General features: G+C 52.6%; 16 protein-coding genes. 11 read left to right on the top strand and 5 right to left on the bottom strand.

Annotation, left to right across the window (positions count from 1 at the left end):
• Nucleotides 1-14 precede the first annotated feature (14 nt).
• The 4 genes from DCCM_RS02755 to DCCM_RS02740 are packed head-to-tail and all read left to right on the top strand — an operon-like array spanning nt 15 to nt 3,249.
• Entirely contained in the window at nt 15-557 is a 543-nt protein-coding gene (locus DCCM_RS02755; RefSeq protein ID WP_307718790.1) for a 4Fe-4S dicluster domain-containing protein, read from the top strand.
• Complete coding sequence (locus DCCM_RS02750) at nt 557-835, top strand: (2Fe-2S)-binding protein (RefSeq protein WP_104370935.1); 279 nt, start codon at nt 557-559, stop codon at nt 833-835. The genes DCCM_RS02755 and DCCM_RS02750 overlap by 1 nt, the downstream gene beginning before the upstream one ends.
• Nucleotides 828-1,982 (top strand): NAD(P)/FAD-dependent oxidoreductase, encoded by a 1,155-nt coding sequence (locus DCCM_RS02745; RefSeq protein WP_104370934.1) that lies wholly within the window; start codon nt 828-830, stop codon nt 1,980-1,982. The genes DCCM_RS02750 and DCCM_RS02745 overlap by 8 nt, the downstream gene beginning before the upstream one ends.
• 13 nt (nt 1,983-1,995) lie before the next feature.
• Nucleotides 1,996-3,249 carry a Glu/Leu/Phe/Val family dehydrogenase gene (locus tag DCCM_RS02740; RefSeq protein ID WP_104370933.1) on the top strand — a complete coding sequence of 418 codons (1,254 nt, stop codon included), beginning with the start codon at nt 1,996-1,998 and terminating at the stop codon, nt 3,247-3,249.
• Nucleotides 3,250-3,360: 111 nt separating this feature from the next.
• Here DCCM_RS02740 and DCCM_RS02735 read toward each other — a convergent pair whose 3' ends face one another.
• The 3 genes from DCCM_RS02735 to DCCM_RS02725 form a co-directional block, all read right to left on the bottom strand.
• The gene (locus tag DCCM_RS02735; RefSeq protein WP_165791995.1) at nt 3,361-4,365 is read right to left on the bottom strand and encodes a TAXI family TRAP transporter solute-binding subunit; all 1,005 of its coding nucleotides are present in this window, start codon (nt 4,363-4,365) and stop codon (nt 3,361-3,363) included.
• A 144-nt stretch (nt 4,366-4,509) separates the two neighbouring features.
• On the bottom strand, nt 4,510-6,369 hold the full coding sequence (locus DCCM_RS02730; RefSeq protein ID WP_165791994.1) for a TRAP transporter permease: 1,860 nt from the start codon (nt 6,367-6,369) through the stop codon (nt 4,510-4,512).
• Between the two features lie 233 nt (nt 6,370-6,602).
• Complete coding sequence (locus tag DCCM_RS02725) at nt 6,603-7,373, bottom strand: IclR family transcriptional regulator (RefSeq protein WP_128739064.1); 771 nt, start codon at nt 7,371-7,373, stop codon at nt 6,603-6,605.
• A gap of 294 nt (nt 7,374-7,667) precedes the next feature.
• Between DCCM_RS02725 and DCCM_RS02720 the strand changes: the two genes are divergently transcribed.
• From DCCM_RS02720 to DCCM_RS02700, 5 genes are all read left to right on the top strand, one after another.
• Nucleotides 7,668-8,816, top strand: a complete 1,149-nt coding sequence (locus DCCM_RS02720) for a 2-oxoacid:acceptor oxidoreductase subunit alpha (RefSeq protein ID WP_231702620.1) — start codon at nt 7,668-7,670, stop codon at nt 8,814-8,816.
• The gene (locus DCCM_RS02715; RefSeq protein WP_104370928.1) at nt 8,816-9,634 is read left to right on the top strand and encodes a thiamine pyrophosphate-dependent enzyme; all 819 of its coding nucleotides are present in this window, start codon (nt 8,816-8,818) and stop codon (nt 9,632-9,634) included. The genes DCCM_RS02720 and DCCM_RS02715 overlap by 1 nt, the downstream gene beginning before the upstream one ends.
• Before the next feature lie 16 nt (nt 9,635-9,650).
• The gene (locus DCCM_RS02710) at nt 9,651-10,175 is read left to right on the top strand and encodes a 2-oxoacid:acceptor oxidoreductase family protein (RefSeq protein WP_104370927.1); all 525 of its coding nucleotides are present in this window, start codon (nt 9,651-9,653) and stop codon (nt 10,173-10,175) included.
• Nucleotides 10,176-10,202: 27 nt separating this feature from the next.
• Entirely contained in the window at nt 10,203-11,813 is a 1,611-nt protein-coding gene (locus DCCM_RS02705) for an FAD-dependent oxidoreductase (RefSeq protein ID WP_104370926.1), read from the top strand.
• Between the two features lie 175 nt (nt 11,814-11,988).
• On the top strand, nt 11,989-12,738 hold the full coding sequence (locus DCCM_RS02700; RefSeq protein WP_104370925.1) for a transposase: 750 nt from the start codon (nt 11,989-11,991) through the stop codon (nt 12,736-12,738).
• Here DCCM_RS02700 and DCCM_RS19675 read toward each other — a convergent pair.
• Together DCCM_RS19675 and DCCM_RS02695 are read right to left on the bottom strand one after the other, a co-directional pair.
• A complete protein-coding gene (locus tag DCCM_RS19675) occupies nt 12,689-12,841 on the bottom strand; it encodes a 4Fe-4S binding protein (RefSeq protein ID WP_373855387.1) in 153 nt (50 codons plus the stop codon). The two genes, DCCM_RS02700 and DCCM_RS19675, sit on opposite strands and share 50 nt — an antisense overlap.
• Before the next feature lie 353 nt (nt 12,842-13,194).
• The gene (locus tag DCCM_RS02695; protein ID WP_104370959.1) at nt 13,195-13,770 is read right to left on the bottom strand and encodes a 4Fe-4S binding protein; all 576 of its coding nucleotides are present in this window, start codon (nt 13,768-13,770) and stop codon (nt 13,195-13,197) included.
• A gap of 282 nt (nt 13,771-14,052) precedes the next feature.
• On the opposite strand from DCCM_RS02695, the gene DCCM_RS02690 reads away from it, so the two are divergent.
• Together DCCM_RS02690 and DCCM_RS02685 are read left to right on the top strand one after the other, a co-directional pair.
• Nucleotides 14,053-14,895: an SPFH domain-containing protein gene (locus tag DCCM_RS02690; RefSeq protein ID WP_104370924.1), complete on the top strand. Its 843-nt coding sequence runs from the start codon at nt 14,053-14,055 to the stop codon at nt 14,893-14,895.
• 12 nt (nt 14,896-14,907) lie between these two features.
• Nucleotides 14,908-15,099, top strand: a complete 192-nt coding sequence (locus DCCM_RS02685) for a type II toxin-antitoxin system antitoxin (protein ID WP_104370923.1) — start codon at nt 14,908-14,910, stop codon at nt 15,097-15,099.
• Nucleotides 15,100-15,154: the final 55 nt, after the last annotated feature.

The following is a 15,154-nucleotide window of genomic DNA, read 5'->3' as shown; positions in this document are numbered from 1 at the left end:
GACATTCCTTCTGATTGATTAAAATAGGGAGCCAGTTAAAGGAGAAGGAGGGAGACAACAACATGCTGATAAAAACGGGAGTCCCGACGGAAGGGGATATTCAAAGGGTAACCCCTTCCCCGGAGAGAATGGCCGGGGGACCGGTGGCTGTTATCGAGTGTTTTCAAAAAATCCCCTGCAATCCCTGCTATCTTTCCTGCAAACAGGGTGCCATTGAGGAGTTCAAGGATATCAACGACCTTCCCGGGATTGACCATGGCAAGTGCACCGGCTGCGGCATATGCATAGCCAACTGCCCGGGGCTGGCCATATTCGTGGTGGACTACACTTATTCAGATAATGAGGGGCTGGTAAAGATACCCTATGAGTACCTGCCTGTGCCGGAAGTCAATTCCCGGGTGGCGGCCCTGAACAGGGAAGGCCAGGAAATAGGAACGGCCAGGGTTGTGAAGGTGCAGCGGATAAAAGGCCAGGAGCGCACGCCGGTAATCTGGCTCGCGGTTCCCAGGGACCTGGTGATGTCCGTCAGAAATATCAGAGTGGGGGGACAGCAATAATGCCCGATAGAACTATTGTCTGCCGCTGTGAGGATTTAAGCCTGGAGGAAATAAGGGAGCTTATTGACCAGGGCTTTAAAAGTATTGATGAGATTAAAAGGATCAGCAGGTGCGGCATGGGGCCCTGCCAGGGCAGGGGCTGTCGGCAGATAGTGGCCCAGGAAATAGCCGCCGCCACCGGCAAAAAGCTTGACGAAATTGAAATGCCGAAGTTCCGCCCGCCGGTTAAGCCGGTTAAACTGGGCATTTTGTTGGGTGGTGAAAAAGAAGATGAGTAAAAAGGCCGACGTTGTGGTTATCGGCGGGGGCGTGCACGGCTGCTCCATCGCCTATCACCTTGCCAAAAAGGGTTATAAAAAAATCGTTCTGCTGGAGAAAAGCTATCTGGCCAGCAGCGGCACCGGAAGGTCGGCGGCGGGCATCAGGCACCAGTTCGGCACGGAGATCAACATACGCCTGTCAGCCACCAGTGTCAAAATGATGGAGAATCTGGCACAGGAACTGGATTACCCCCGGGGTATCGACCTGATGCAGGGCGGCTACATGATGCTGGCCTATACCGAGAGCCAGCTGGAGCAATTTAAAACCAACGCCGCTTTGCAGAACAGCCTGATGAACGCGGGCACGCGGATATTAACCGTTGATGAAATACTTAAAATAGTGCCGACCCTGAACACCGAGGGTGTGGTGGGGGCTTCCTTCAATGAAAAGGACGGGCACGTGGATCCCTTCCATGTGACCCAGGCTTATGCCGACGCCGCCGCTAGACTGGGAGTGGAGATAATGACCCGGACCGAGGCGGTGGATATCAGGGTTGCCGGCGGCCGGGTCACCGGCGTGGTGATAAACAGCGGGGAAGTAATTGAAACCCCGGTGGTGGTTAACGCCGCCGGGCCTTATGGGGCGCTGATAGGAAAAATGGTGGGCCTGGACATACCGCTGTACCCGGAAAGGCACCAGATACTGGTCACCGAGCCCCTGGAAATGTTCCTGCCCTGCATGGTTATCTCCTTTACCCACGGCACCTATTTCAAACAGACTCCCCACGGCAGCCTGCTGTTGGGAGTGGGAGACCCGGAACACGAGGTAAAGGATTTCAATGAGGAATCCACCTGGCAGTTCCTGGAGGATGTGGCCAGGAAGATTACCTACCACATGCCTGTTTTGAAGAAAGTCCGGGTGGTCCGCCAGTGGGCCGGATTATATGACATGACTCCGGACTCCCAGGCCATTCTGGGCAAAACCGGGGTGGAAGGTTTTTATCTGGACGTGGGCTGGAGCGGTCACGGGCTGCAGCTTGGTCCGGTGGTGGGCAAAATAATGGCCCAGGTAATCTCCGGCGAGGAGCCTGATATCGACATTTCCGTGATGAACCTGGAAAGGTTTAAAACCGGCGCGCTGATACCTGAACCGGCTTGCGTATAACAGGGAGGTTAGTATGTCCATAGCAGCGGAATCGGCCTGGGACACAGCCAGGGGACAGCTGGCTGAAGCCGCCGCCATAGCGGGCTTGAGGCCGGAAACAATAAAGATGTTGAGTGAGCCCCAGCGGGTGCTGATTGTTAATTTCCCGGTAAAGATGGATAATGGCAAAACTGAATTTATGACCGGCTACAGGGTTCACCATAACCACGCCCTGGGCCAGATACAGGGGGGCACCAGGTTCCATCCGGAGGAAACCCTGGAAGACATTAAAGCCCTGGCCCTCTGGATGACGGTGAAGAATTCCCTGAACGGCTTGCCGGCCGGGGGCGGCAAGGGGGGAGTGTGCTGCGATCCCGCGGTATTATCCCGTTTCGAGCTGGAGCGGGTCTGCCGGGCTTACATCAGGGCCATAGCTCCCCTGATGGGTTCCGGCAGGGACTTCCCCGGGGCGGATATAGGCACCAATGCCGAAACCCAGAGCTGGATGCTGGACGAGTGGGAGCAAATTCATTCCATGAACCACGAGCCTTCCGCCGTCAGCGGCAAAGCGGTGGTAATCGGAGGTTCCCAGGGCCGGGCGGCGGCCACCGGGCTGGGTGTAAGCCTGGCCGTCCGGGAGACCTGCCGGGTTACCGGCCGGGATATTAAAGGCTTGCGGGTGGCCATCCAGGGCTTCGGCAAGGTGGGACTCTGGACCGCCAGGATTCTGGAGGGCTATGGCGCCTCCATAGTGGCCGTAAGCGATGTCAAATCGGGTATTTACCGGGAAGAGGGCCTGGATATAAGCGGACTGGAGGAATACGCGGGCTGCGAGCAATGCCTGGCGGGTTTTCCGGGTTCCGCCGTCATCAGCAACAGCGACCTGCTGACCTGTGATTGCGACGTTCTTATACCCGCCGCGGTGCAGGGGGTAATCACCGGGGAAAAAGCGCCCCGGGTAAAGGCGAAAATAGTGGTGGAGGGGGCCAACGGGCCCACCACCGGGGCTGCCGAGGATATTTTCAGAAGCCGGGGCGTGGTGGTTGTTCCGGATATACTGGCCAATGGCGGCGGCACGGTAATAGCCTACCTGGAGCGGGTGCAGGGCAATTACAACTATTACTGGACCGAGGAAGAAGTGCACCGGAAATATGAGCAGATGTTCGTGAGAACCTTTGATTCCGTTTACCGGCTGGCCGGTGAGAAGGGCATAAGCCTGCGCATGGCGGCCTGGGTTATGGCCCTGCGCAGGGTGGAGGAAGCCATGGCGGCCAGGGGCTGGATTTAATATTAATAACCGGCATGAATTATTTTCCACTTACAATGACAAAGACAAGGCTGTACGCAACGCACAGCCTTGTCTTTGAAACAAAAGTTATTTGCCGTGGAAAGGGCCCGTTTATAAAACTCCCTTTTCCTTGTAATATTTCTCAGCGCCGGGGTGGATGGGGATGGAGAAACCATCGGTGGCGGATTCCAGGTTAATGGTGTTGCCTTTCTCATGCACCTTGGCTACATCATCTTTTTTCTCAATAATGGTCTTGATGATGTTATATACCATTTCATCCGACATATCGGCCCTTACGCACAGGGCGGCCAGTGAGCCGGTGGTGGTAATGTCTTCGTCAAAGCCCTTGTAGGTTCCCTTGGGAATGGTGACCGGGTCGGAGAAGAATGGGTATTTTTCTTTAATCTTTTTGATGTTTTCCGTGTCGATGGAAAGGATGCGGATTGGGTGCTGGGTGCTAATGTCGATGATAGACGAGTTGGGGGCGCCGGCGTCAACCAGAACGGCGTCAACCTGGTCGTCCTTCAATAGTTCCATTGAGGGGCCATAGGCCAGGTATTGGGGTTTGATATCATTCATGCTCAGGCCGTAGGATTCCAGAACGGCTTGCATGGCCAGCGGGCTGGAACCTCCCTGTATGCCCACCGCCACCTTTTTGCCCTTTAAATCGGCGAAGGTTTTGATGCCGGAGCTTTCTTTAACCACGGTCTGGATGGTATTGGGATAAAGGGAAATTAATCCGCGGATGTTTTCGACCTTTCCGTCCTTGAATACTTCCTTGCCGTTATAGGCCCAGTCGGCAATCATGGATTCGACGAAGCCGATTTCCGTTTGACCCTGGCCGAGAAGTCGCACGTTTTCCACGGAACCGCCGGTGGATTCAGCGGTAACGTTCAGACCTATTCCGGCATTGGTCAGGGTGTTGGCAATGGCTGTGCCCAGGGGATAATAAGTGCCGCTGGTGGCTCCTGTGGATATTGAAATATTGCTGGTCTGCGCCGGCGCCTTCTGTTCATCGCCCTTTTGCTCACCGCCGCCTCCGCATCCGGCCGCCACCAGTATCACCAGGGCCAGAACCGCTGCCAGGGCAAGAAGCATGGATTTCCTGAATTTCATAAAGTAGACCTCCTCCATCTTTAAAAATTTTGTCTCTAACCGGACAAAAGAAATGATATATGGTGTTTGCCGTATCACCTCCACTTACACCTGAACTCAGGCGGTGTCTTAACCGCCCGTAAAATTTAAAGCAAGAAATTTAAATCAAGCGCCGGTTTTTAAATTGCCCTTGGCGCTGAAACCCTGGTAAACAAACAGCAAAACCAGCAACCCGAAGCCTATGATATCGCTAAAGTGCTCGGGGTACAAAAGCAGCGCTCCTATTACCAGCAAGCCCAGTCTTTCTATGATTCCGCACTTCCGGCGGAAGAAGCCGGTAAAGGCGGCGCTTAAGGCCACCACGGCCAGCATGGCGGTTATTGTAACAATTGCCACCTGGGAAGCCGGGGCTTTTCCCAGCAGGGCCGGAAAATAAACAAACAGGTAGGGGATTAAAAATGCCACAATAACGTTTCGCGAGGCCAGTACACCGGTAATCAAGGGGTTGGCCTTGGCGATTCCGGCCGCGGCGTAGGCCGCCAGAGCCACGGGAGGGGTTATGTCCGCGAATACGCCGAAATAGAACACGAAGAGGTGGGCGGTTAGAACCGGCAGGCCAAGTGCCACCAGGGCGGGGGCTGCGACGGAGGCCTGCACAATGTAATTGGCCGTGGTTGGCAGGGCCATTCCCAGTATAAGCGAAGCAAGCATGGTCAGCCCCAGGGCCAGTATTTCCTTGCCTCCCGCCAGGGCGCCGATCATATTGGAAAATTTAATCCCCAGTCCGGTCATGCTTACGGTGGCCACAATCATTCCCGCGCAGGCGCAGGCCGCTATGATGGAAAAGGAAGTCATGCCCGCGTCTTTAAGGGCGTCCCAGATATCCACAAGCTTCATGCGGGTGGCGGAGCGCAGCATGCTTGCCAGTATCAGCAGGGCGATGCCTATATAAGCCGCCCGGGCGGGGCTGTACCCCATGATCAGTATTGCCACCAGTGATACGATGGGGATTATGTACACCCAGCCATCCTGAAGAATTTTTTTGAGCTTCGGGACTTCATCCTCGGGCAGGCCTTCCATGTTGGTGCGGCAGGCCTCAAAGTGAACATTCATGTAGATGCTGAAGTAGTACAGTATGGCGGGTATGGCGGCGGCGGCAATAATCTGCACGTAAGGTATCTGGGTAAACTCGGCCATGATGAAAGCCCCGGCGCCCATTATGGGAGGCATAATCTGGCCGCCCGTGGACGCCCCGGCCTCAACCGCCGCGGCGAATTCCGGCCGGTAACCCACGCGTTTCATCATGGGAATGGTTAAACTGCCCACGGTGGCGACGTTTGCTATACTGCTTCCGGAAATCGTGCCCATCAGCCCGCTGCCGATTACAGCGATTTTGGCCGGTCCGCCCTTGGCTTTTCCGGCCACGGCCACGGCAAAATTAATAAAGAAATTGCCCCCGCCGCTTTTTTCCAAAAAGGATCCAAATAATACGAACAGGAAAACAATGCTCACCACAACTCCCAGGGGGACTCCGAAAATACCTTCCGTTGTCAGATACATCTGGTTAATAATGCGGGGAATATCATAACCCCTGTGTCCGAAGGTACCCGGTATGTGATTCCCGAAATAGTTGTAGAGCAGGAAAACGCCGGTCACTATGGGTAGGGGCCAGCCTATGGCCCTGCGGGTGGCTTCCAGAACCAGCAGTATGCACAGTCCCCCAAAGAGCAGATCCATTTTATTGGGGGCGCCCATGCGCATTACCATTTCATTAAAGTTAATCAGCACGTATCCGCCAACAGCCAGGCCGCAAAGGGCCAGGGCCGCGTCAAATACTGTAATTCCCTTTTGGCTGTTTTTTCTGAAGGGGTGCACCAGAAAAATGATAAAAAAACTAAGCATCAATATAAATGCCCGCTGAATCATTGCCGTGACAGGAACCGCTATGGAATTGACCAGAATGAAAACAGACATGCCCACAGCGGCTATGGTAATTAAAAATCGTAAAATTCTGTTTTTGTCCACTTGCTTTCCCCCAGTTCTGGCATAACCGTCAATCATTTTAAAAAGAGCTGGTTAATAAGACCTTGTAAAACTGAAACCGGTTGACTCACTGTTAATAATTTCCTGGTAAAACATTGCTCAATTGACTGCTAACTTTGCTTTGTTGCTAAAGGCCGGTATTCCTGGCATTTCCCTCCTTTCAAATGAAGTTGAAATTTATTGGAGCAATGGCAGCGCGTTATAAGGTTTGGACTTTAATCCATATCGGCGCCCAGTTGCCTGGATAATGCTTGCGAGGCCTTTTGCAGTTCCCTGATGTAAATCTTCACCGTATCCTCGGTTGCCCTGTACTGGGGCAGGGATAAGGAAATAGCCGCCACCACGTTACCCGTGCCGTCCCATACCGGGCTTGAAATGCCCGCGCTGTCGGGGGAATATTCGGCGTAACTTAAGGAGTAACCTTTTTCCCGTATAATGGAAAGCTCTTTTTTAAGCCTTTCCGGGTCCGTTATGGTGTTGGCCGTAAAAGATTTGAGATAGCTGTTTTGAATAAAATCGTTAATATATTTTTCAGGCTGATATGCCAGCAGAACCTTGCCGTCCGAACCCGCGTGAAGCGGTGAGCGCTGGCCCACCGGCACCACCGAGCGTATGGTATGGTTGCTTTCAAAGGACAAAACACACAAACGGTAATTTCCGTCAATAACATCCAGATATACCGTTTCGTTTGAAATTGCCTGAAGTTTTTTAAGTATGGGCCTGGCCACGGTGCTTAACTGAATACTGTTTTGCACAATGGTACCCAGTCTGAACAGGCTCATGCCGAGGCTGTACTTTTTGCTGGAGCCCTTGCGCATAAGGTATCCCCTGGATTCCAGGGTATATACCAGCCGGGCGATGGTAGGCCTGGGCAAATCAATTTTTTCACTGATTTCCAGGATGGATAATGCCGTTTCATTTATTGAAAAGCATTCCAGTATGGATAAGGCCCTTTCTATGGACTGAACTTTTTGGGTTTTCGACATCAGCAGCACGCTCCGGTTTTGTCCACCATGCGGACATTTTGTCCATCATGCAAATATTACGTAAAGATTAGCATTATATCAAATAGGGAGTCAAGTTTAAAATCCGGGGAGATTCAAATTTTTGTAAATATTCAGTTTTACGAGGCCGGGTTCCGGGCGAAAAAACCGGATTATTATCAAAATGTGTTGACATCAATTACACCTAATGATAATTTTAAAACGTCCATATTATGATGATAATGTCCGCATTATGAAATTTCAGCGTTAATGCTTAACGAGAAAAGAGGGATTTACTTGCAGCGGGAAGCAAAGCTCATCCAGGGCAACCAGGCCATAGCCGAAGGGGCTATTTATGCCGGGGCCAGGTTTTTTGCCGGCTACCCCATAACTCCGTCCTCTGAGATAGCGGAGGAGTGCTCCCGGGTGATGCCCAGAATAGGCGGCGTGTACATGCAAATGGAAGATGAAATAGCCAGCATGGGAGCCATAGTGGGGGCGTCTCTTACCGGGGCTAAATCCTTTACCGCCACCAGCGGGCCGGGGTTCTCTCTTATGCAGGAGAACCTGGGTTTTGCAGTGATGGCCGAGGTGCCCTGCGTGGTGGTTAACGTGCAGCGCTCCGGCCCCAGCACGGGCCTGGCCACCAAGCCCGCCCAGTCCGACATTATGCAGGTGAGGTGGGGCAGGCACGGGGACCAGGCGGTAATCGCCCTGTCGCCCTCGTCGGTGATGGAGTGTTTTACCCTGACAGTGGAGGCCTTCAACCTGGCGGAAAGATTCAGGGTGCCGGTGATCCTGGCCGCGGATGAAATTGTGGCCCACATGAGGGAGAACTTTACCCTTCCGGCTCCTGGCGAGGTAAAAGTATTCGATAGAAAGAAACCCTCCGTGAATCCGGACAGCTATAAGCCTTTCGAGCCCGGGGAGGACGGTATAGCGCCCCTGGCCGCCTACGGCAGTGAATATGTTTTTCATGTCACCAGTTCCATGCACGGCCCCGAGGGCTTCAGCAACAACAGCCCGGCCAACGCGGCCTGGAAGGTGGCCCAGCTGCACAAAAAGATAGAGCGCTATCGTGATGAAATAGTAATAACCAAAACCTTCGATGTGGAGGACATGGATGTTTTGCTGATAGCCTTCGGCGCCGTGACCAGGGCGGCCCGGGCCGCGGCCCTGGAAGCCCGCAAAGAGGGAATTAAGGCGGGGGTGCTGCAGTTGGTTACCGTCTGGCCCTTCCCGGACAGGGAAATAGCGGAGCTGGGGAAAAAGGCCAAAACCGTTGTGGTGCCGGAGATGAACTACAGCGGCCAGGTGGCCGGTGAGGTGACCCGGGTGCTGGGACCCGCCACGGATATCAGGCGGGTAAATAAATACAACGGCCAGATTATAACACCCGGGGATATACTGGAAGAAATCAAGCGGGGTGCGAAGGAGGTTTTGTGATGTCTCACGCCACAGGCCAAAAATATTTAAAACAGGACAGCCTTCCTTTAATGTGGTGTTCAGGCTGCGGCAACGGCGTAGTCCTTGGCGCGCTGCTCCGGGCCTTCGAGGAAATGGGTTTCAAAAAAAATGAAACCGTGGTGGTCACGGGAATAGGGTGCTGGGGGAAGGCGGATGACTATATTACCACCAATGCCCTGCATACCACCCATGGCCGGGCGCTTCCCTTCGCCACCGGCATTAAGGCGGCCAATCCCAGGCTTAACGTGGTGGTGCTGATGGGGGACGGGGACAGTGTTACCATAGGGGGTAACCATTTTGTTCACGCCGCCAGGCGCAACATAGATCTGACCGCCATTGTGGTTAACAACTATAATTACGGAATGACCGGCGGGCAATTCTCCGCCACCACCCCCAAGGACAGCTATACCAGCACCACCGCTTACGGCAACCCGGAGAGGGATCTTGATATCTGCGCCCTGGCGGATGTGGCCGGAGCCAACTATGTGGCCAGGAGCACGGTTTATCACGGCTATGATTTGCAAAATCACATAAAGGAAGCTATTGCCAGGAAGGGTTTTTCCGTGGTGGAGGCTGTAAGCCCCTGTCCGACCCATTTCGGGCGTAACAACAAAATGAAGGTATCCGTGGAAATGCTTAAATGGCTCAAGGAAAAAGGGGTATCCCGGGAAAAGTACCTGCAGCTGGAGAGCCCTGAGCAAAAAGGTTATTTTGTAATCGGCAAGCTGGTTGACCGGGACGCGCCGGATTTCAGCGCCTGTTATGAAAAAATACGTGTAAGGGCCCTTGTGGTTTGAGAAAGGGGGAGCTGGCATGAAGGACAGATATGAAATAATACTGGCCGGCTCGGGTGGCCAGGGGCTTATCGTCTGCGGCATGATGCTGGGCGAGGCGGCAATACTGGAAGGCAAAAACGTGGTGCAGACCCAGTCGTACGGAATAGCCAGCAGGGGAGGCTTTTCCAAGGCGGAGGTAATAATCGATAAAGAAGAGATAATCTACCAGCAGGTTATTAAACCCGACATGGTGCTGGCCCTCACCGAAGAGGCCATGGAAATATATGCTTCCGGTTATTCGGATATACCGGTTTTTTATGACACCACGCTTTTGGAAGCCCGGGAAGGCGATAACCTGTACGGCTTCCCCTTCACCGAGATGGCCAGAAACCTTGGCCATACCGGGACCGCCAACATGATTGCCCTGGGCGCCATGAGCGCCGTTACCGGGCTGGTTAAGGTGGCAAGTCTGGAATCGGTGATTAAAAAAAGATTTTCCGGCAAGGTTGCGGATATGAATATAATGGCGCTGTGCAGCGGCGTGGACCTTATTGCAAAATAAACGGCGGGAAGGAGTTGGCCATAGCGGATGATGGAAACGACGGCAGAAAACAGGAAAGTGGCGCCGTGCCAGCAGGCCTGTCCCGCTGGTGTTGATGTGCCGCGCTATATCAGATACATAAAAGAAGGTAATTTTGATCAGGCCCTGGCGGTGATCCGGGAAAGCATACCCTTTCCCTCGATCTGCGGCTATGCCTGCGTGCATCCCTGCGAGTCCCAATGCGCCCGCCGGCAGTACGATGAGCCGGTGGCAATCCGTCTGCTCAAAAGAGCCGCGGCGGAAAAGGGAAAGGACACCTGGAAGGATAAACTCAAAACGGAGTCGCCCACGGGTAAGAAGGTTGCCGTTATCGGCGCCGGCCCCTGCGGTTTGACCGCCTCATATTATCTGGCCGGAAAGGGTCATGCCGTTACTGTGTTTGAAGCGCTGCCCCAGCCGGGCGGGATGATGAGGTTTTGCATTCCCGGCTACAGGCTGCCCAACGAGATTATCGACAGGGAAATATCCGTTATCAGGGACCGGGGTGTGGAAATTAAAACCAATGCTTCCGTTAATTCAGCGGAGAGCCTTTTAAAAGAGGGCTTTGACGCGGTGCTGGCGGCGTCCGGGGCGTGGCTGGCCGGAAAGTCCGTTAAACTCAGCGAGGCCTCGGCCCGGGTGATGGACGGGATCGCTTTTCTGGAAAAGGTGAACAGAAACACCCCGCCATATATCGGCAACAAGGTAGTGGTGGTGGGAGGCGGGAACACGGCCATTGACTCGGCCAGGGCTGCGCTGCGCCTGGGAGCCGGGGACGTCACCGTGCTATACCGGCGCACACCGGAGGAAATGCCCGCGAACCCGGAAGAGGTAAGGGAAGCCCTGGAAGAGGGCGTGAAATTCAAATATCTGTGCGCTCCGGCAGCGGTGCGCAACGGAGAAGTAATTTGCCTGAAAATGACCCTGGGCTCCCCGGACGATACCGGCAGGCCAAAACCTGTGCCCGTTGACGGGAGCGAATTTGGCGTGGCCTTTGATACCCTGATAGAGGCCGTGGGGCAGTCCGCCGGCGCGGCGGCCCTTGGTCTTGAGGGCAATGCGGACGGAACGGTGAAAATAGATCGAAGCTTTGCCGCGGCCACAAAGGGTATATTTGCCGCCGGAGACGCGGCAACTGGACCTTCATCCATAATCCAGGCCATTGCTCAGGGAAAATTGGCGGCTTCCTCCATAGACAGGTACCTGGGGGGCAGCGGGGATTTGCGGGAAACCCTTTCCGTCAAAAACGGCGACAATCTGACCCCGGCCCTTCCCATGGGAACCCTCCGCGCAGCGATGGTTCTTCCCGGGATAGAGGAGCGCCTGGGGGGATTCAATCCGGTGGAGCCGGGGTATGACGGGGAGGCCGCCCTTTGCGAGGCCCGGCGCTGCCTTTCCTGCGACCTGAGGGACTATCAGGTGGAGGTTAATTCCCCGGTGTGCAAGGAGTGCGGTTACTGCAGGGAGGTTTGCGGCCCCGGGGTATTCAGCAGCGGTGAAGCGTTCAATTCTTCCGGCTACAAGCCCATGGCAGTCTCCAACACCGAAAAATGCGTAGGTTGTCTAAGGTGCCTGATGGTTTGCCCCGACTTTGCCATTGCCGTCCAGACCAGGCGGTAATTGATATATAAACAGGTTAATACCTGATTCTCACCAAAGCAAATAGTGCAGCCCCCGCCCAGGGCTGCACTATTTGTCTTCAGCGGCGTCAAGGGGATGGCAAGGGGGATGGCAAGGGGACGTTTCGTTTGACAGGTAAATAAGAAAGAAGTAAAATAATTAAGGGTGGCAATTTGTGGCAAGACAATGTAGAGAAAAAAGCAGTACAGGGATATATCATGTTATGTTAAGAGGAATTGATAAGAGAGAAATTTTTCTTGATGATCAGGATCGAGAGAAATTTTTATTTTATCTATCCAGGGCAAAGGAAAAAAGTAATTATATTATTTACGGGTATTGCCTGATGGATAATCATGTACACTTATTGATAGAGGAAGGGCATGAACTTATCGGAGAATCAATAAAGAGAATAACTGTTGGCTATGTGCAGTGGCATAATATAAAGTATTCCCGGACAGGTCATTTGTTTCAAAACAGATATAAAAGCGAAGCAATTGAAGATGATACATATTTCTTGACTGCGTTACGATATATTCACCAAAATCCGATAAAAGCAGGGTTAGTGCAGGATATATCCCATTATAAATGGAGCAGTTATACACATTATATTGAAGGAGCCGAACAAAAATTGGTCAGTGTAGATAGGGGAAAAGGCTTCTTTTCGAGTCAAGATACTTTTTTGGATTTTATGAAAATGCCTAATAACGACCAGTGTCTTGAGTATGAAGTAAACATAAAATATACAGATAAAAAATTAAGTGATCAAATATTAATAATTTACAATAAACCGGAATTGATTAAAAGTTTGCGCAAAGAGGATCGAGATAATGTGATAAAAGAGATAAAACAATGTACGGGTGCGAGCAACCGTCAGCTTAGCAGGGTTTTAGGCATTGGTAGGGGAATAATAGAGAATGTAAAATAATTGTTAGGAGGTGGCAAGGGAAACGTCCCCTTGCCACCTCCTTCGGGCAGGAGCGGGCGCATTCGCCGCACAGGATACAGTCTTCCGCCAGGGAGGGGACCAGTTGCCCCTGAATTCCGAAATCTTTTCTGGCAAGGGGACGTTTCGTTTGCCATATAAGTCAGAGTGGCGATTTGTGGAAAATAGTGTGGAAACACCTAATAACTGCCAGTGTATTGAGTGTGAAGTAAACATAAAACATACAGATAAAAATTAAGAATTTACAATAAACCGGAATCGATTAAAAGTTTGCCAAAGAATAAAGAGAAAGTTAAAAAAACAGATAAAAAGAAGTACAAATACAGGCAATCGCCAGTTTAGCAAAGTAAAAGACATTGGTACGGGAACAGAAGAGCGAATAAGAGGTGTGGTTTGTCAATAATGGCAAACGAAACGTCCCCTTGCCACCCTTTGTTGCTATATTCTGTCCAGGAGTTGGCCCAGGCGCTCTCCGGGATTTCCCCGGTTTATTAAGAGCGATAGGGTTTCAGACAGGTATTTTTTTAAACTGTCTTCGTCCGCCAGTTCTATTCCCACCGTTGCCAGCCGGGGCCTTCGGCCCAGCTTTCCTCCAGCTAATAACCGATAACCGCTTTTTTGACTCCGCAGTGCGCCCACCGGGCATTTTCTTACGCAGACTCCGCAGTTAAGACAGAGCCCGCGGTTTATTTCCGGGCCGCTTTCCATTAGCTCAATAGCCTGGTCCGGGCAGGAGCGGGCGCATTCACCGCACAGGGTACAGCCTTCCGCCAGGGAGGGGACCAATTGCCCCTGAATTCCGAAATCCTTTATTTGCGGCTGAGAGCAGGAATTGGGACAGCCCGCTATGGCCACCCGGAAAATCTGGTGGTGCATGGGGCGGTCTGTTTGTAACCTGGTTTTTTGCTTTTGATTAAAAGCTGTGCTTTCGAAAACCTCCTTGACCAGTTTTTCCACGGCATCCAGATCTATTATTGAGTTGGGGCAGTTGCGGCAGCGTTCAATGCTGTACATAGAGGACAAACGGAACAACCTCCTTTAAGGATATGCTGATTTGGCTTTTGGAAAAATACTTAAAGAATAGTCCTTTGGCCGTCTTATAATGGCTTTGGCCCGGCGCTGCTCCAGGTGGAGAGAAGACTGCAGCTGTATTAATGTTAATTTTTTTATTAAAAATTGCAATGATTTGCGTCACAGCCTGTACCTAAGGGCGGTCAATGCCCTGGCGGACAGTTGACATTTCATATCAAAGTGATATCATATTGGTATGTAATTAATATGAAAACGGAGGTTGCTATGAAAGAGCAAAAGGTTTGGAAGGTTAATGGATTCCTGGCGATTCTTCTTGTTCTTCTGCTGCTCGCCGGTGCAATTTATCTCTTCTTAAAGCTTCATATTATTGCCGGCATCCTGGCTACCCTTGCGACGGTGCTGCTGTTTTCGGGCATTACCATTGTGCAGCCAAACCAGTCCAGGGTGGTGACTTTTTTTGGCAAATACCTGGGCACCATCAGGGACAACGGCATGTGGATGACGGTCCCCCTTACCGTTGGCAAAAAGGTTTCCTTAAGGGTGCGCAATTTCAACAGCGCCAAGCTCAAGGTGAACGATGTGGAGGGGAATCCCGTGGAAATAGCCGCGGTGGTGGTTTTCAAGGTGGTTGATTCAGCCAGGGCCGTGTTTGACGTGGATAATTACGAGGAATTCGTGGAAATTCAAAGTGAAACAGCCCTCCGGCACGTGGCCACCAAATATCCCTACGACACCTTTGAGGATGAGGGCTACTCCCTGCGGGGCAATGCCGAGGAGGTGGCCGCGGAGCTGGCCAGGGAACTGCAGACCCGCCTGGCCGTGGCCGGAGTCGAGGTGATTGAGGCCAGGCTGACCCATCTGGCCTATGCCACCGAAATAGCCAGCGCCATGCTCCAGCGCCAGCAGGCCGCCGCCATAGTATCCGCCCGCCAGAAAATTGTGGATGGGGCCGTGGGCATGGCCCAGATGGCCATAACCCAGCTGCAGCAGAATGGGGTGGTGGAACTGGACGAGGAGCGCAAAGTGGCCATGATCAACAACCTGATGGTGGCCATTGTTTCGGACAGGTCCGCCCAGCCGGTGATTAACACGGGAAGCCTGTATTAATGGGTTGCCGGTATGCCTGCAAAAAAGAGCTTTCCCTTAAGAATCGACCCCAAACTGTATGAGGTTTTGGAAAAATGGGCGGCGGACGAACTCAGGAGCGTAAACGCGCACATTGAATTTTTGCTGCGGGAATCCGCCAGGAAAGCCGGACGTCTGGGGACGGACCGGCAAAATGAAAAACAACCGGCGGACCGGGAAAAATAGAGCCGATTAAAAAGAGCGCCCGCGCATTACACGCTGCGGGCGCTCTTTATTCTTT

Origin of the sequence: Desulfocucumis palustris (assembly GCF_002933875.1) — a bacterium.
Lineage (GTDB): Bacteria > Bacillota > Desulfotomaculia > Desulfotomaculales > Desulfocucumaceae > Desulfocucumis > Desulfocucumis palustris.
The sequence above is the reverse complement of the archived record's forward strand: the minus strand, read 5'-3'. Positions and strand labels throughout refer to the sequence as shown.